Source organism: Mesorhizobium sp. C372A, assembly GCF_030323245.1.
Classification (GTDB): Bacteria; Pseudomonadota; Alphaproteobacteria; order Rhizobiales; family Rhizobiaceae; genus Mesorhizobium.
In genome coordinates this window covers 2,519,536-2,535,160 of sequence record NZ_CP100475.1, presented here as the reverse complement: position 1 = coordinate 2,535,160, position 15,625 = coordinate 2,519,536, and the positions used below count along the sequence as shown (strand labels likewise).

General features: G+C 63.8%; 16 protein-coding genes. 12 read left to right on the top strand and 4 right to left on the bottom strand.

The annotated features are described in order from the left end of the window. Window position 1: 1 nt before the first annotated feature. Window positions 2-1,021: a zinc-binding alcohol dehydrogenase family protein gene (locus NLY42_RS12020; RefSeq protein ID WP_023754235.1), complete on the top strand. Its 1,020-nt coding sequence runs from the start codon at window positions 2-4 to the stop codon at window positions 1,019-1,021. Between the two features lie 272 nt (window positions 1,022-1,293). Here NLY42_RS12020 and phnF read toward each other — a convergent pair whose 3' ends face one another. Beyond that, window positions 1,294-2,043 (bottom strand): phosphonate metabolism transcriptional regulator PhnF, encoded by a 750-nt coding sequence (phnF, locus tag NLY42_RS12015; RefSeq protein ID WP_286489154.1) that lies wholly within the window; start codon window positions 2,041-2,043, stop codon window positions 1,294-1,296. 118 nt (window positions 2,044-2,161) lie between these two features. On the opposite strand from phnF, the gene phnG reads away from it, so the two are divergent. The 11 genes from phnG to phnE (NLY42_RS11960) all read left to right on the top strand — a co-directional run bounded on the left by phnG (window position 2,162) and on the right by phnE (NLY42_RS11960) (window position 12,258). Then, a complete protein-coding gene (gene phnG, locus NLY42_RS12010; protein WP_023754233.1) occupies window positions 2,162-2,623 on the top strand; it encodes a phosphonate C-P lyase system protein PhnG in 462 nt (153 codons plus the stop codon). Further along, entirely contained in the window at window positions 2,623-3,234 is a 612-nt protein-coding gene (phnH, locus tag NLY42_RS12005; protein WP_023754232.1) for a phosphonate C-P lyase system protein PhnH, read from the top strand. The genes phnG and phnH overlap by 1 nt, the downstream gene beginning before the upstream one ends. Then, a complete protein-coding gene (locus tag NLY42_RS12000; RefSeq protein WP_023669823.1) occupies window positions 3,235-4,347 on the top strand; it encodes a carbon-phosphorus lyase complex subunit in 1,113 nt (370 codons plus the stop codon). Window positions 4,348-4,630: 283 nt separating this feature from the next. Next, window positions 4,631-5,530, top strand: coding sequence for an alpha-D-ribose 1-methylphosphonate 5-phosphate C-P-lyase PhnJ (locus NLY42_RS11995; RefSeq protein ID WP_023726432.1), 900 nt, complete (start codon window positions 4,631-4,633; stop codon window positions 5,528-5,530). Then, complete coding sequence (gene phnK / locus NLY42_RS11990) at window positions 5,527-6,303, top strand: phosphonate C-P lyase system protein PhnK (RefSeq protein ID WP_023754231.1); 777 nt, start codon at window positions 5,527-5,529, stop codon at window positions 6,301-6,303. The genes NLY42_RS11995 and phnK overlap by 4 nt, the downstream gene beginning before the upstream one ends. Before the next feature lie 208 nt (window positions 6,304-6,511). Continuing rightward, complete coding sequence (gene phnL / locus NLY42_RS11985) at window positions 6,512-7,219, top strand: phosphonate C-P lyase system protein PhnL (protein WP_023754230.1); 708 nt, start codon at window positions 6,512-6,514, stop codon at window positions 7,217-7,219. Continuing rightward, complete coding sequence (locus NLY42_RS11980) at window positions 7,216-7,833, top strand: DapH/DapD/GlmU-related protein (protein ID WP_023754229.1); 618 nt, start codon at window positions 7,216-7,218, stop codon at window positions 7,831-7,833. The genes phnL and NLY42_RS11980 overlap by 4 nt, the downstream gene beginning before the upstream one ends. Window positions 7,834-7,963: 130 nt before the next feature. Further along, window positions 7,964-8,821: a phosphonate ABC transporter ATP-binding protein gene (phnC, locus tag NLY42_RS11975; RefSeq protein ID WP_023754228.1), complete on the top strand. Its 858-nt coding sequence runs from the start codon at window positions 7,964-7,966 to the stop codon at window positions 8,819-8,821. A 147-nt stretch (window positions 8,822-8,968) separates the two neighbouring features. Beyond that, window positions 8,969-9,877 (top strand): phosphonate ABC transporter substrate-binding protein, encoded by a 909-nt coding sequence (gene phnD, locus NLY42_RS11970; protein WP_023669830.1) that lies wholly within the window; start codon window positions 8,969-8,971, stop codon window positions 9,875-9,877. A gap of 56 nt (window positions 9,878-9,933) precedes the next feature. After that, window positions 9,934-10,890 (top strand): phosphonate ABC transporter, permease protein PhnE, encoded by a 957-nt coding sequence (phnE, locus tag NLY42_RS11965; RefSeq protein WP_023669831.1) that lies wholly within the window; start codon window positions 9,934-9,936, stop codon window positions 10,888-10,890. After that, window positions 10,891-12,258 carry a phosphonate ABC transporter, permease protein PhnE gene (phnE, locus tag NLY42_RS11960; RefSeq protein WP_023669832.1) on the top strand — a complete coding sequence of 456 codons (1,368 nt, stop codon included), beginning with the start codon at window positions 10,891-10,893 and terminating at the stop codon, window positions 12,256-12,258. An 80-nt stretch (window positions 12,259-12,338) separates the two neighbouring features. Here phnE (NLY42_RS11960) and NLY42_RS11955 read toward each other — a convergent pair whose 3' ends face one another. From NLY42_RS11955 to NLY42_RS11945, 3 genes are all read right to left on the bottom strand, one after another. After that, window positions 12,339-13,190 (bottom strand): sugar phosphate isomerase/epimerase family protein, encoded by an 852-nt coding sequence (locus NLY42_RS11955; protein WP_023754227.1) that lies wholly within the window; start codon window positions 13,188-13,190, stop codon window positions 12,339-12,341. A 125-nt stretch (window positions 13,191-13,315) separates the two neighbouring features. Then, window positions 13,316-14,503, bottom strand: a complete 1,188-nt coding sequence (locus NLY42_RS11950) for a Gfo/Idh/MocA family protein (protein WP_023683012.1) — start codon at window positions 14,501-14,503, stop codon at window positions 13,316-13,318. 18 nt (window positions 14,504-14,521) lie between these two features. Further along, complete coding sequence (locus NLY42_RS11945) at window positions 14,522-15,577, bottom strand: sugar phosphate isomerase/epimerase family protein (RefSeq protein WP_023754226.1); 1,056 nt, start codon at window positions 15,575-15,577, stop codon at window positions 14,522-14,524. Window positions 15,578-15,625 lie beyond the last annotated feature (48 nt).

Below are 15,625 nucleotides of genomic sequence, written 5' to 3'. Positions count from 1 at the left end.
AATGAAAGCTGTTGTCTGCCGCTCGCCCGGCGAGCTTGTCCTGGAAGACCGGCCGGCGCCAGGAGCGCCGCTTGCCGGCTGGGCGCTGGTCGCCGTCAGCCATGTCGGCATCTGCGGCACCGACTACCACATCTTCGAAGGCAAGCACCCGTTCCTCGCCTATCCCCGCATCATGGGCCACGAAGTGTCGGGCACCGTCGTCGAGACCGGCGAAGATGTCGACCTTGCCGTGGGCGAGCCCGTCATCATCAATCCCTATCTCTCTTGCGGAAAATGCATCGCCTGCCGGCACGGCAAGCCGAATTGCTGCGTCAGGATCGAAGTGCTTGGCGTGCATCGCGACGGCGCCATGGCCGAGCAGATCCTGGTGCCGGCGCAGAATCTTTATCCGTCAAACGGCCTATCTCTGGCCGACGCGGCGGCGGTGGAATTCCTCGCCATCGGCGCGCATGCCGTGCGGCGTGCCCGCGCCGAACCAGGCGCCCGCACCCTGGTCATCGGTGCCGGGCCGATCGGCCTTGGCGCAGCGCTATTTGCGCGCATCGCCGGGCTCGATGTCAGCCTGCTCGACATGAGCACGGAGCGGCTGGATTTTGCAAAAGGCGAACTTGGCTTCGCCACGCTCGACGGCTCACAAAAAGCGGCAGCCGAACTGGTGCGCGAGGCAACCGGCGGCGAAGGGTTCGACATCGTCTTCGACGCCACCGGCAACACCGCCTCGGTGCAGTCGGCCTTCGCACATGTCGCGCATGGTGGCACGCTCGTGCTGGTCAGTGTCGTCAAGGACGACATCGTCTTTTCCGACCCGGAATTCCACAAGCGCGAAATGACGCTGGTCGGCAGCCGCAATGCGCTGAAAGTCGACTTCGACCACGTCGCCGCCTCCATCCGCAACGGCGCGGTGCCGCTGGCGAAACTTGTCACCCACCGCACGACACTGGCCGGAACGCCGCGCGATCTCGCAAGATGGGCGCATGAGAAATCCGGGCTGATCAAGGCGGTGATCGAGGTGGGTTCTTAACATGGCAGGCGGTGAACCCGGCCGGAATTGACCATGCCCTGCGCAGGTCGACCCCCACTCCGTCGAGCTTCGCTCGACACCTCTCCCCCGATCGACGGGGGAGAGGAAAGGCGCGAGCTTGGCAAGGCGGGCTCCCTTCCTCTCCCTCCGGAGGGGGGAGAGGTGGCTCGGCGAAGCCGAGACGGAGTGGGGGAAGGCGGTCCTCAAACGTCAAGCCGCTGACAAGTGAGCGCGACCGAGTTGGTCTGATATCGCATGAGTCTCGACGCTCCCTACAGCGCCGACAGCTTCAGCTCCACCCGCTCCGCCGGAAACCGCGTTTCGGCGAACTGGATCGGCTGGCCGTCCGGTGTGACGTTGACGGCGACCGCCACCAGCACGATGGCGCCGGGCTGCAAATCGAGATCGGCAAGGTCGGCGGCGTCGGCGTGACGCGCCGACAGAACCGTCGATTGCCGGAGATAATCGTCGATGCCGAAACGCCGGAGCGAGGCGGTTATCGAACCGGTCTCCGCCATCACGGCATCGATGCCGGCGAAGCTCTTTGCTTCGTACCAGCTGGCGGCGCGGGACACCGGCCGTCCATCGGCTTCGCCGCGCGTCTCCAGCCGGATCACCTCGGTGCCCCTGGCAAGGCCGAGGCCGTCGGCGACGCGCTGGCTGGCCGATTCAACTACGGACGTGAGCAGCACGATATGCCGTTCCGAAGTCTGTCCCTGCAGGCCCGTCGAAAAACGCGTGCGCGCGCCGATCGGATAGGACAGCCGCTTGCGCGACAACACGAAAGTGCCGCGTCCCTGCTCGGCCCGCAGCACACCGTCCTGTACCAGGGCCGATATGGCGCTGCGCACCGTGTGGCGGTTGACGCCGTAGCGTTCGGCCAGCGCCATCTCCGGCGGCAGCGCGGCATTCTCGGCGAAATCGCCGGACGCAATCGAATGCAGGATCTGGTCGGCGATCTGCCGCCAGAGCGAGACGCCACTGCGGCGTTCGATGCTGCTCGCGCTCTTTTGAGCCACCATTTCCCCCCCGCTCCAGCCCCTGTCATCCACCCGTCATGGACACGGGTTAGATAATAGGTATAATTTGTATAGTTGTCTATATCACTAGACAAATTTTATTTGGTCAGGGAGTAACCCAATGCGAGGACAGGAAGCGCGGGAACAGGCCGAGCGCAAAGACGTCATGGCAACGCTGGCGCAGGCTAACGGCGACGACATCGCCCGGCTCTGGAACGAGGCCGGCCTGACCTCCGAGGCCGAGCTTCTGCGTGGCCCGGAAACCGGTCTGGTCACCGTGCGTGGTCGCATCGGCGGCGGCGGCGCACCCTTCAATGTCGGTGAAGCGACGGTCACCCGCGCCACAGTTCGGCTCCCTTCCGGACAGGTCGGCCACAGCTACATGCTTGGCCGCGACAGGAAGAAGGCCAGGCTGGCCGCAATCGCCGACGCGCTCTGGCAGGAGCCGGCGCAGCGCAGGACGGTCGAAACCGCGCTGGTGGCGCCGCTGCGTGCCGCCCAAGGCGAAGCGCGCGAAAAGCGCCGCGCCGAGACGGCGGCAACGAAAGTGGATTTCTTCACCATGGTGCGCGGAGAAGACTGATGGACATCGCAGCTCAATCGATCGACGGCGGTTTCGCCGATCCGGTGTTCAACGCCCAGACCGTCTTCCGCGCAATCATGGACGCCATGGCGCGGCCGGGCAGCGTGCAGCCTCTGCCGGCCTTCGCCCGGCCGCCGGCGCCGCTGTCGGCAACCGCCGGCGCCATCGCGCTTTCGCTATGCGACAACGACACCCCGCTCTGGCTCGACCCTGCCTTGCAGGCGTCCGCGGCAGTCAAATCCTGGCTCGGTTTCCACACCGGCGCGCCACTTGCCAACACGCCGGCCGATGCGCATTTCGCCTTGATCGCCAACCCGGCCGAGATGGCTGCTCTCGACGGCTTTTCGCAAGGCACGCAGGACTATCCCGACCGCTCGACGACACTGATCCTGCAGGTCAGCAATCTCGTCTCGGGCGCGCCGCTGTTGCTCGAAGGTCCTGGCATCGAAGTCTCTGCCGCGATCGCGCCGGCACAGATGCCGCGTCATTTCGTCGAACAGTGGAAGCAGAACAGCCAGCGCTTTCCGCGCGGCGTCGACATCCTCCTGGCGGCGCCCGACGGTATCGCCTGCCTGCCGCGCACGACGCGCATCAATACGATGGAGGCATAAATGTATGTCGCGGTAAAAGGCGGCGAAGTCGCAATCGCCAATGCCCACAGCCTGCTTGCGGACCGCCGTCGCGGCGACCGTTCGGTGCCGGCGCTGCGCCTCGACCAGATCGTGGAACAGCTGGCGCTCGGCGTCGACCGGGTGATGAGCGAAGGATCGCTCTACGACCGGGAACTGGCGGCGCTCGCCATAGTCCAGGCGCGCGGCGACATGATCGAGGCGATCTTCCTGGTGCGCGCCTACCGCACCACACTGCCGCGCTTCGGCTACACCAACGCCATCGACACCGGCGCCATGCTGGTCGAGCGGCGCGTGTCGGCGACCTACAAGGATTTGCCCGGCGGCCAGCTGCTTGGGCCTACCTTCGACTACACCCACCGCCTGCTCGACCCGGAACTCGCCGCCGGCGCCGATGTCGCCGAACCGCTCCAGCGCGAGACGGAAACGCAGGCCATGCCGCGCGTTTCGACGATCCTCGCCCGCGAAGGGCTGATTGAGCCGGATGGCGACATGCCGCAGGACCATGTCCCCGGCGACATCACCCGCGAGCCGCTTGAGTTTCCGATGGCGCGCGACATCCGCCTGCAGGCGCTGTCACGCGGCGATGAAGGGTTTCTGCTGGCGCTCGGCTATTCCACCCAGCGCGGCTATGCCCGCAACCACCCCTTTGTCGGCGAGGTGCGTATCGGCGAGGTCGAGCTGGAACTCGACGTGCCGGAACTGCCCTTCGCCGTGCTGCTCGGCAAGGTCCGCGTCACCGAATGCCAGATGGTCAACCAGTTCAAGGGCTCGGCCAAGGCGCCGCCGCAATTCACCCGCGGCTACGGACTGGTCTTCGGCCAAAGCGAGCGCAAGGCGATGGCCATGGCGCTGTGCGACCGCGCGCTGCGCGCAACGGAACTCGGCGAAGATGTCGTCGCCGCCGCGCAGGACGAGGAGTTCGTCATCTCGCACTCCGACAATGTTCAGGCGACCGGCTTCGTGGAGCATTTGAAGCTGCCGCACTATGTCGACTTCCAGGCCGAGCTCGATTTGGTGCGCCGCATGCGCGCCGAATACGAAGCTCGAGAGAACCCTGCAAAGGTGGAAGAGAAGCGGGAGGCGGCCGAATGAGCCTAATCGCCCCCGCCATTGCCGCCACCCCCGTTGCCGCCCCCGTTGCCGCCGTCATGGGAATGGCTGCTATGCCCGCCGACGTAGCTGCCGTTTCCGCCTGTGACATGCGCGCCATCTCTGGAAGCAGGCAGAAACAAGCGCCGAGGTACAAAACCGACCACGCAGACAAACGCCAGAAGCAGAATTGCAATCTGGATCCAACCGGTCTGAGTCATTCGACTTCGCCTTTATTTCCGTTTTCTGGGCGTCAATGCAATAGCAGGGAGTGGATTTGATCGCCATGACCGACATCGCCACCTACAACTTCGCCTATCTCGACGAGCAGACCAAAAGGATGATCCGCCGGGCGATCCTCAAGGGCATCGCCATCCCTGGCTATCAGGTTCCCTTCGCTTCGCGCGAAATGCCGATGCCCTATGGCTGGGGCACTGGCGGCGTGCAGGTCACCGCCTCGATTATCGGGCCGGACGATGTGCTGAAAGTCATCGACCAGGGCGCCGACGACACCACCAATGCCGTCTCGATCCGCGCCTTCTTCAAGAAGGTAGCCAACGTCGCGGTGACGACCGATACCGCCAGCGCCACCATCATCCAGACCCGCCACCGCGTCCCGGAACACCCGCTGAGCGCCGGCCAAGTTCTAGTCTACCAAGTGCCGATACCCGAGCCGTTGCGCTTCCTCGAGCCGCGCGAAACCGAAACGCGCAAAATGCATGCGCTCGAGGAATACGGCCTGATGCATGTGAAGCTCTACGAGGACATTGCCAAACACGGCCGCATCGCCACCACCTATGCCTATCCGGTCAAGGTCGAGGGCCGCTATGTCATGGACCCCTCGCCGACGCCGAAATTCGACAACCCCAAAATGCACCGTTCGCCGGCCCTGCAGCTGTTCGGAGCCGGGCGCGAAAAGCGCATCTATGCCGTGCCGCCCTTCACCGATGTCGTCAGCCTCGACTTCGAGGATCATCCCTTCGAGGTCCAGACCTTCGACCTGCCCTGTGCGCTGTGCGCGGCGGAAAATGTCTATCTCGACGAGGTCATCCTCGACGACCATGGCGACCACATGTTCGTCTGCTCCGACACCGACCATTGCGAGAAGCGGCGCGCCGAAGGACATCGCGGCCACCTTGCGGCTGAAAGCCATGTTACCGCAGGAAAGATGAGGCCAGCAGAATGACCGGCGACCCACTGCTGCGCGTCTCCGAACTGTCCAAATTCTACGGCTCGCGCGTCGGCTGCGAGAATGTCACCTTCGACCTGTGGCCGGGTGAGGTTCTGGCCGTCGTCGGCGAATCCGGCTCCGGCAAGACGACGCTGCTCAACTGCCTGTCGACGCGGCTGCTACCATCTTCTGGCACCGCCAGCTACCGCATGCGCGACGGCCAGTTCCGCGAACTCTACCGTATGAGCGAGGCCGAGTGCCGCTTCCTGATGCGCACCGACTGGGGCTTTGTTCATCAGAACCCCGCCGACGGCTTGCGCATGACGGTGTCTGCCGGCGCCAATGTCGGCGAGCGGCTAATGGCGGTCGGTGACCGCCATTACGGCAAGATCCGCGCCACTGCCGTCGACTGGCTGTCGCGCGTCGAGATCGACGAGGACCGCATCGACGACGAGCCGCGCGCCTTTTCCGGCGGCATGCGCCAGCGCCTGCAAATCGCCCGCAACCTCGTCACCGGACCGAGGCTGGTGTTCATGGACGAGCCGACCGGCGGCCTCGACGTCTCGGTGCAGGCGCGCCTGCTCGATTTGCTGCGCGGGTTGGTCACCGATCTCGGCCTGGCGGCCATCGTCGTCACCCACGATCTCGCCGTCGCCCGGCTTCTGTCGCAGCGTATTATGGTGATGAAAGACGGCCGTGTCGTCGAAAGCGGCCTGACGGATCGCGTGCTCGACGATCCCCGCGCGCCTTACACGCAATTGCTTGTTTCCTCGATTCTACAGGTGTGAAGATGGCGCCAAGGCACCCCCCTCTGGCCTGCCGGCCATCTCCCCCTCAAGGGGGGAGATCAGCAGCTTTTATGTCCCGCCCCTTCTACGATGCAGAAGAATGGCGAAGTCGAACGCGACAGCCAATCTCCCCCCTTGAGGGGGAGATGCCTGGCAAGGCAGAGGGGGGTGTTGGCCCGCGGACGAACAACGATTGGAGAACCTTCTGATGCCGACGCCCCTCGTTGTTTCCGGCGTCGCCAAAAGCTTCACCATGCATCTGCGCGACGGCATCAGATTGCCGGTTGTCGCCGGCGTCTCATTCTCGATCCGGGCCGGTGAATGCGCCGTGCTCGGCGGGCCTTCCGGCGCCGGCAAAAGCTCGATCCTGAAAATGCTCTATGGCAATTATGCCGTCGATGAAGGCCAGATCATCGTTCAGCATGAGGGCGGCCTGATCGATCTCGCCATCGCCAACCCGCGCACGGTGCTTTCCGTGCGCCGCCAGACGATCGGCTATGTCAGCCAGTTCCTGCGCACCGTGCCGCGCGTCTCCGCGCTCGACGTGGTCGCCGAGCCGCTGGTCGAACGCGGCGAGGACCGCGAGAGCGCGCGGAAAAAAGCACGCACCTTGCTGGGGCAGCTCAATTTGCCGGAAAAGCTCTGGGCGCTGCCGCCGGCGACTTTCTCGGGCGGTGAGCAGCAGCGCGTCAATATCGCGCGCGGCTTCATCACCGAGCATCCGGTCTTGCTGCTCGACGAGCCGACAGCTTCGCTCGATTCGAAAAACCGCGACGTTGTGGTTGCGTTGATCGCCGCCAAGAAGGCCGGCGGTGTCGCCTTGCTCGGCATCTTCCATGACCCGGATGTGCGTGAAGCCGTCGCCGATCGCATCATCGACGTGACCTCTTTCGCCGCCGGAAAAATCGCTGCATGAGCAGGAAACTATCGGAAGCGCCGTTGGTCCACGCCACGGCGCAGGTCGAGAACTCGACATTGGGGCGCTGGACAGAGATCGCCGACCGCAGCCGCGTGTCCGAAAGCATCCTCGGCGACTATTCCTACATCATGCAGGACTGCGTCGTCTGGTGCGCGACCATCGGCAAGTTCTCCAACATAGCCGCCGCCGTGCGCATCAACGCCACAAACCACCCGACCTGGCGGCCGACGCTGCATCACTTCACCTATCGCGCCTCCGACTATTGGGACGACGCCGAGCACGAAACAGAATTCTTCGCCCAGCGCCGCGCCAAACGCGTCTCCATCGGCCACGACACCTGGCTCGGCCACGGCTCGACCATCCTGCCCGGCGTCACCGTCGGCGCTGGTGCTGCCGTAGGCGCCGGCGCTGTGGTGTCGAAGGATGTCGCGCCCTACACCATCGTTGGCGGCGTGCCAGCCAAGCCGATCCGCGAGCGTTTCGATCGCCGCACGGCCGAACGCTACCAGGCGCTCGCCTGGTGGGACTGGGACCACGCCAGGCTGCGCGCCGCGCTCGACGATTTTCGCGTACTCGAGGCAGAAGCGTTCCTCGAGAAATACGGCGCCTGATCGGGTGCGATCACCCCCACTTGGCGCACGGCTGTGGAGCGTAACAAAACTGACATCGTGATGACATGGCAGGTTCATGTCGCTGCGCTAGGCGAGAACCAGACGATCAATTCAGGTCTGGAACTCTTCGATGTTATCGACCCCTGCCACGCTCGAAATCCGCGGCGTCTCGCGCCGATTTGGCAAGAACACCGCCGTCAGCGCCATCGACCTGTCGATCCCGCAGGGCCAGATGGTCGGCATCATCGGTCGTTCCGGCGCCGGCAAATCCACCCTCCTTCGCATGATCAACCGTCTCATCGACCCCAGCCAGGGATCGATTTTTTTTGACGGTGCCGAGGTCTCGCGGCTGCGTGGCTCGCCGCTGCGACGCTGGCAGCGCGACTGCGCCATGATCTTCCAGCAGTTCAACCTGGTGCCGCGCCTCGATGTGCTGACCAATGTGCTGCTCGGCCGTCTCAATCATCGCTCGACCTTTTCCAACCTGCTCGGCATGTTTACCCGCGCCGAATGCGCCGAGGCGATTGCAGCACTCGAGCGCCTCGACATCGCCCGCACCGCACTGCAGCCAGCCGGCACGCTGTCTGGCGGCCAGCAGCAGCGCGTCGCCATTGCCCGCGCCATGATGCAGCAGCCCAAGGTGCTGCTCGCCGATGAGCCGATCGCTTCGCTCGACCCGCTCAACGCCAAGGTGGTGATGGACTCGCTGCAGGACATCAACCTGCGCGAAGGCATCACCGTCGTCACCAATCTGCACACGCTGGACACCGCCCGCACCTATTGCAACCGCATCATCGGCATGGCAGCCGGCAAGATCGTCTTCGACGGTCCGCCGGAAGCGCTCAACCGCGAGGCCGTGCGCCTGGTCTATGGCGCCGACGGCAACGGCGTCGATATCTCCGAGGCCATCACCTCGACCAGCATCGCCTACAAGCAAAAGACCGCCGCATCCGCCAGCCCGCTCGAGCCCGCATTCCCCGGGTACTGATCCATGATCCCGAAAAGTGGATACCGGTTTTCGGAAAAGATCATGGACCAAAACTGAGCCGCACTGATCGACCGCCCGCGTCAAGGGCACTTGCAAAAATCAAGAACGCTGCCGGCGCGGGGCCGGAACTTACAGGAGAGACATCAAATGTTCAGGAAGATGGTATTCGGCGCCGTTTCGGCGCTCGCCATGGCAACCAGCGCCGCGCATGCGGCCGACCTCAAGGAATTCCGCGTCGGCATCCTCGGCGGAGAGAACGAAACCGACCGCCTGCGCAACTATCAGTGCCTGGCCGATCACCTGAAGACCGAATTCGGCTTCGAAAAGGTCTCGCTGTTCCCCGCCGCCGACTATGACGGCGTCATCCAGGGCCTGCTCGGCGGCACGCTCGACTTCGCCGAACTCGGCGCTTCCGGCTACGCCAGCGTCTACATCAAGGACCCGAAGGCGGTCACCCCGATCCTCACCACCCAGCAGACCGACGGCGCCACCGGCTATTATTCCATCGGCCTGGCGCTGAAGTCTTCGGGCATTACCGACATCAAGTCGGCCAAGGGCAAGAAGCTCGGCTACGCCGATCCGGACTCGACCTCGGGCTACCTGATCCCGCTGACCCAGATCCCGAAGGACACCGGCGCCTCGAACGACGCCTACTTCGCCTCGACCCAGTTCAATGGCGGCCATGAAAACAACATCCTCGCCGTTCGCGACGGCAAGGTCGACGTTGCGGTTGACGATTCCTCCGGCATCGGCGACTTCAAGAACGGCTACACCTCCGGCACCTTCCACAAGGTCACCGCCAAGGGCGCCGTCGACCCCAACGACTTCGTCGAAGTCTGGCGCTCGGGCCTGATCCCGAACGGCCCACTGGTCGTGCGCACCGCGCTCGGCGACGACATGACCGCCAAGCTTGCCGCCTTCTTCACCGACCTGCCGAAGAAGGACAAGGCCTGTTTCGAAGGCGTCGAAGGCGGCGACTTCACCGGTTACGTCCCGGTCAAGCCTGACTTCTACAACGTCATCGTCGAAGCCCGTAAGGCAGCCATCGGCGGCTGACGGCAAAATCAGAAAGGGCGACGTGAAAAACGCCGCCCTCTTTGCATGTCCCGATCATGACCATCTCAGCAACAGCCCGCTCCAACGCGACCCTGCAGGTAGCCAACGCCTGGCAGCGCCAGATATCGTTGCGGCGGCTTTATACCATCCTCGGCATCGGCCTGCTGCTGGCGGCGACGCTGTCGAGCATGTGGTTCGCCGACGAGGCCAATGCCGGTCACTTCTGGGACCGGCTGCCGCATATATTCGACTTCCTCAGCTGGCTGATCCCGAAGGACTGGAACGACGTCTGGCGGGCGCTGTTCGACATCGCCTCGCCGCATGACACCGGCACCCAGGAGTTCAACTTCCCGCTCGGCCGCGTCTATGTCTGGGGCGGCTTCTACATCCCCGAATATTTCGAGCTGATGCTGACCACACTCAACGTGGCGCTGGTCTCGACCTTCATCGGCTTCATCTTCGCCGTGCCGTTTTCCTTCATCGCCGCGCGCAACCTGACGCCGCATCCGGCGCTGCGGCTCGTCGTCAAGCGCTTCATGGAATTGCTGCGCGCCTTTCCCGAGATCGTCATTGCCGGGCTGTTCGCGGCCATCGTCTCTACCGGCCCGATTGCCGCCATCATCGCCATCGGACTGCATTCGATCGGCGCGCTGGGCAAGCTGTTCTACGAGATCAACGAGAACATCGACATGCGCGCCGAGGAAGGCCTGAGGGCGGTCGGCGGCAACTGGTTCGAGCGCGTGCGCTTCGCCGACCTGCCGCAGGTACTGCCCAACTTCATGTCCTACACATTGCTGCGCGTCGAGATCAACGTGCGGGCGTCGACCATCATCGGCGCCGTCGGCGGCGGCGGCATCGGCGAGGAATTGAAGCTGTCGATCTCGCGCGGCTTCGGCGCCAAGACGGTGGCGTTGGTGCTGCTGTTGTTCACGACGATCTTCATCGTCGACCAGTTCTCCGCCTGGCTGCGCCGCAAGCTGGTCGGCGAGCAAGCTTTTCTGATGAGCGCTTAAATGACCGCTTTGACCACTGATCAGGTCCAGTCGATCGAGGAACGCTATCCGCAAATCTTTCGGCGGCCGGCCTACAAGCGATTCGCGCCGCTGTTCCTGTTCGGCGGCATCCTGCTCTACCTCGTTTACGCCTTGTGGTTTTTCAACCTGCCGCAGGTGATGCGCGACTCGCATTGGGAGCGCCTGCCGCTCTTCCTGACGCAATGGATCAGCTACGATCTGCAGCCTGAATTCCGCCTCGACCAGCCTGAAATCACGCCGAAATACCCGCGGTTTTCAGCACTCGGCGAGAACCCAGATCCCGACTGGGTTGTCAAGAACGCGGATGGCACCTTCACCGTCCTGATCGATGGCGCGGCCAGGTCCGTCACCTTCGACAAGACCAAAGCGACGATCGTCGCCAATGGCGAGATGGTGCCGGTGGCGCTGACCAGCGGTAAGCCGGTAATTACAGGTCCGGTGCCTGGCTGGATCACCGCGCATGACGACGAGATCGTCGCCAGGATGGGCTTTGTCGGCGAAGTGCGCGTCACCGTCGATCGCGTCAAGGTCCGCAAGCGCTTCCTCGGCTGGGCAAATTTCGTCTTCGACACGCGCTCGCCCTTCTTCGGCAAATCGGCCAGTGAAGTGATCTCGCTGATCTGGTCCGGACCGGAACTTAAGCCTGGCACCTCGAACCTCGCGCTCGCCGGCGACAACATCTGGAACAATGCGCAGTGGCAGCATGGCGACGTCTGGACGAAACTGCTGCAGACCATCGTCATGGCCTTTCTCGGCACGTTGCTCGGCGGCCTCGTCGCCTTCCCGCTCGCCTTCTTCGCCGCCCGCAACATCACGCCGAGCGGATTGTTCGGCCAGGTGCTCAAGCGCTTCTTCGATTTCATGCGATCGGTCGACATGCTGATCTGGGCGCTGTTCTTCACCCGCGCCTTCGGCCCGGGACCGCTCGCCGGCAGCGCCGCGATCTTCTTCACCGAAATAGGCACGCTCGGCAAAATCTATTCGGAAAGCCTGGAAAACATCGACGACAAACCGCGCGAGGGCATCAAGTCGACCGGCGCCAACGGCCTGCTGGTGCAGCGCTATGGGGTCATGCCGGAAGTGATCCCGGTCTTCATCAGCCAGACGCTCTACCAGTGGGAATCCAACACAAGAGGCGCCACCATCATCGGCGCCGTCGGCGCTGGCGGCATCGGCCTGAAACTCTGGGAAGCCATGCGCACCAATTCCAACTGGGCCAACGTCTTCTACATGGTGCTGCTGATCCTGCTCGTCGTGTTTGTGTTCGACAACATCTCGAATTTCCTGAGGCGCCGGCTCAGCCGGACCATCCATGATTACAACAGGATGCAGGCCGAGGAGGGGTGACGTGCGAGGGACAGCACCCCCCTCTGTCCTGCCGGACAGTGGGGGGTGTGAAGGAACGCAGCACTCCTTGGGCGGCGCGGCTAAGCCGCCCGCTTCCACCCATCCCTGATATGCCTGTATCCCTCGCGATAAACCGCTTCCGGCGTCTCGGAAAAATCCCGCCACACCTTGGTCGCCGCCGCCAGATCCTTCAGCGACCTGCCAAACGCCTCGATCGTCAGCCAGTCGTCATAGCCGCTCTTGCGGATGGCCGCGAAAGTCTCTTTCCACGGAATGTTCCCGCGCCCCGGCACGCCGCGATCGTTCTCCGAAATGTGGATGTGCACGACATTCCGCCGGTGCTTCATGTAGGCGCCGATCGGGTCGGCTTCCTCGATATTGGCGTGGAAGGTGTCGTACATCGCCTTGATGTGCGGCCGGTCGATGGCATCGACGTGCTCGGACAGATCGGCCATCGTGTTCAGCAGATAGCACTCGAAACGGTTGAGCGCCTCCAACCCGATGGTAACGTTCCGCTTGCCGGCATGATCGCCAATGGCGCGCTGCGAGGCGATCGAGCGCTTCTTCTCGGCAGCGGTCGGCCCGCTGCCGGAGAAGGCGCCGAGCGTCGAATGCAGCGGCCCGCTCAGCGTACTCGCGCCGAGCGCCTGGGCGCAATCGATCGCCCATTTCATGTAGCCGATGCCGGCCTTGCGGGTCGCGGCATCCGGCGAAATCAGATTCATCGCCGGGTCGCCCATCGCCGTAACAGCCGTGCGCTCCAACCCGCTGCGGTCGAGCAGATCGCCAAGCTTCTTGTAGTCCTCTGGCGTGCCTGAGAAGATCGGTATCTCGACGCCGTCGAAGCCGGTCGCCTTGATGTCGCGCAGCAACGGCTCGTGTTTCTTAGACACGGAAGTCGTCCACAAAAACATGCACATGCCGATTTTCATCGACAGCCCCTCCCCGTTTGACGGCGCGCGCTGGTTTCTTTCGCACCTCGCACCATGCGCCCTCATTCGGCCGCTTCGCGGCCACCTTCTCCCCGAAGGGAGAAGAGACTTGGCGCCGGCGCTCCCTAAAGTTTCGTCCACGCCCCGTTCTTCTTCGATGACTTCACGCAGGCCTCGATGAACGCCATACCTTCGACGCCGTCCTGGATGGTCGGGAACACCACGTCCTTGCCCGGCTTGCCGCCCTTCTTGCGTGCCGCGCGGATCGCCCGCGCCGCCTCCTGGTAGATGTTGGCGAAGCCTTCGAGATAGCCTTCCGGATGGCCAGACGGAACGCGGCTGACGCGTCCCGCAACCGGCAGCGCGCCGGCGCCGTTGCGGGTGAGCAGCTGCTTGGGCTGGCCGAACGGCGTGTACCAGAGATAGTTCGGATCGGCCTGCACCCATTCCAGCCCGCCCTTCGAGCCATAGATGCGCAGCTTCAGCCCGTTCTCGTGGCCGGGCGCCACCTGGCTCGCCCAGATCATGCCCTTGGCCGGATGCACCTTGCCGACCGGCTTGAAGCGCAGCATGACATTGACATTGTCGTCGAGCAGCCGCCCCGGCACGAAAGCGTCGAGATCGGCCGACAGGGAATCGAGTTCCAGACCCGAGACGAAGCGCGCCAGATTGTAGGCATGCGTGCCGATGTCGCCGAGCGCGCCGCCCGCGCCCGCCTGCTTGGGGTCGGAGCGCCACGCCGCCTGCTTCTGGCCGGTGGCGGCAAGATCCTCGGTCAGCCAGTCCTGCGGGTACTCGGACTGAACGATGCGGATGTCGCCAAGCTGCCCCTTGGCCACCATCTCGCGCGCCTGCCGGATCATCGGATAGGCAGTGTAATTGTGCGTCAGCACGAACACCTTGCCGGTCTTTTCAACCACGGCCGCGAGCTTCTTGGCCTCGGCCAAAGTCGTCGCCAGCGGCTTGTCGCAGATGACGTGGATGCCCGCCTCGAGGAAGACCTTGGCCGCCGGCACGTGCACATTGTTGGGGGTGACGATCGCCACCGCCTCGATGCCGTCCGGGCGCTTGGCCTCGGCCTTGGCCATCTCGGCATAGGAGGCGTAGCTGCGCGCCGGGTCGAGACCGAGTTCGGCGGCGGAAGCCTTGGCGCGCTCGGGATTGGCCGACAGGGCGCCGGCCACCAGCACGAAATCATTGTCCATGCGGGCCGCGATCCGGTGCACCGCACCGATGAAGGCGCCTTGGCCGCCGCCGACCATACCATAGCGGATCGGGCCGCCCCCCGCTTCCGACTTCGATGCGCCGACCATGTCTTTCTCCTGCTTGTCTCAAATACCCATCATGGCGCGCAGCATCTTCTTGTCGGTGGCGCCGCCGGCGAAATCATCAAAGGCCTTTTCCGTCACCCGGATAATGTGGTGCTGGATGAAGGGCGCGCCTTCGGCCGCGCCGTCCTCCGGATGCTTGAGGCAACACTCCCATTCCAGCACCGCCCAGGAATCGTAGCCATACTGGGTAAGCTTGGAGAAGATGCCGCCGAAATCGACCTGCCCGTCGCCAAGCGAGCGGAAGCGGCCGGCGCGATTGGTCCAGCTCTGATAGCCGGAATAGACGCCTTGCCGCCCCGTCGGATTGAACTCGGCATCCTTGGCATGGAAGGCCTTGATCCGCTCGTGATAGATGTCGATGAATTCGAGATAGTCGAGCTGCTGCAAAAGGAAATGCGACGGGTCGTAGTTGATGTTGCAGCGCTTGTGACCGCCAACCGCATCTAGGAACATCTCGAAGGTTGCGCCGTCGAAGATGTCCTCGCCAGGATGGATCTCGTAGCCGACATCGACGCCGTTTTCGTCATAGACGTCCAGGATCGGCTTCCAGCGTGTGCCGAGCTCGGCGAAGGCCTCCTCGATCAGCCCGGCCGGCCGCTGTGGCCAGGGATAGAGGTACGGGAAAGCTAAGGCGCCGGAAAACGTCACCGAGGCTTTCAGGCCAAGATTCTTCGAGGCCTTGGCGCCGAACTCCATCTGTTCGACCGCCCATTTCTGCCTGGCCTTGGGGTTGTTGTGCACCGCAGGCGGTGCAAAGCCGTCGAACTGGGCATCATAGGCCGGGTGCACCGCCACCAGCTGCCCTTGAAGATGCGTCGACAGTTCGGTGATCTCGACGCCGGCATCCGCGCAGATGCCTTTCACCTCGTCGCAATAGGTCTTGGAAGATGCCGCCTTTTTGAGGTCGAACAGGCGTGCATCCCAGGTCGGGATCTGCACGCCCTTGTAACCGAGACCGGCCGCCCATTTGGTGATCGAGGCCAGCGAATTGAACGGCGCGGTATCCCCCGCGAACTGCGCCAGAAACAGCCCCGGACCCTTCATTGTCGACGGCATCGGCATCCTCCCAATTCATTTTTCCAAGGACCAAGCATAGCGTCTGAT

Coding starts and splice junctions, on each gene's coding strand:
- NLY42_RS12020 (WP_023754235.1), top strand. CDS start 2: ATGAAAGCTGTTGTCTGCCGCTCGCCCGGCGAGCTTGTCCTGGAAGAC.
- phnF (WP_286489154.1), bottom strand. CDS start 2,043: ATGGTGGCTCAAAAGAGCGCGAGCAGCATCGAACGCCGCAGTGGCGTC.
- phnG (WP_023754233.1), top strand. CDS start 2,162: ATGCGAGGACAGGAAGCGCGGGAACAGGCCGAGCGCAAAGACGTCATG.
- phnH (WP_023754232.1), top strand. CDS start 2,623: ATGGACATCGCAGCTCAATCGATCGACGGCGGTTTCGCCGATCCGGTG.
- NLY42_RS12000 (WP_023669823.1), top strand. CDS start 3,235: ATGTATGTCGCGGTAAAAGGCGGCGAAGTCGCAATCGCCAATGCCCAC.
- NLY42_RS11995 (WP_023726432.1), top strand. CDS start 4,631: ATGACCGACATCGCCACCTACAACTTCGCCTATCTCGACGAGCAGACC.
- phnK (WP_023754231.1), top strand. CDS start 5,527: ATGACCGGCGACCCACTGCTGCGCGTCTCCGAACTGTCCAAATTCTAC.
- phnL (WP_023754230.1), top strand. CDS start 6,512: ATGCCGACGCCCCTCGTTGTTTCCGGCGTCGCCAAAAGCTTCACCATG.
- NLY42_RS11980 (WP_023754229.1), top strand. CDS start 7,216: ATGAGCAGGAAACTATCGGAAGCGCCGTTGGTCCACGCCACGGCGCAG.
- phnC (WP_023754228.1), top strand. CDS start 7,964: ATGTTATCGACCCCTGCCACGCTCGAAATCCGCGGCGTCTCGCGCCGA.
- phnD (WP_023669830.1), top strand. CDS start 8,969: ATGTTCAGGAAGATGGTATTCGGCGCCGTTTCGGCGCTCGCCATGGCA.
- phnE (WP_023669831.1), top strand. CDS start 9,934: ATGACCATCTCAGCAACAGCCCGCTCCAACGCGACCCTGCAGGTAGCC.
- phnE (WP_023669832.1), top strand. CDS start 10,891: ATGACCGCTTTGACCACTGATCAGGTCCAGTCGATCGAGGAACGCTAT.
- NLY42_RS11955 (WP_023754227.1), bottom strand. CDS start 13,190: ATGAAAATCGGCATGTGCATGTTTTTGTGGACGACTTCCGTGTCTAAG.
- NLY42_RS11950 (WP_023683012.1), bottom strand. CDS start 14,503: ATGGTCGGCGCATCGAAGTCGGAAGCGGGGGGCGGCCCGATCCGCTAT.
- NLY42_RS11945 (WP_023754226.1), bottom strand. CDS start 15,577: ATGCCGTCGACAATGAAGGGTCCGGGGCTGTTTCTGGCGCAGTTCGCG.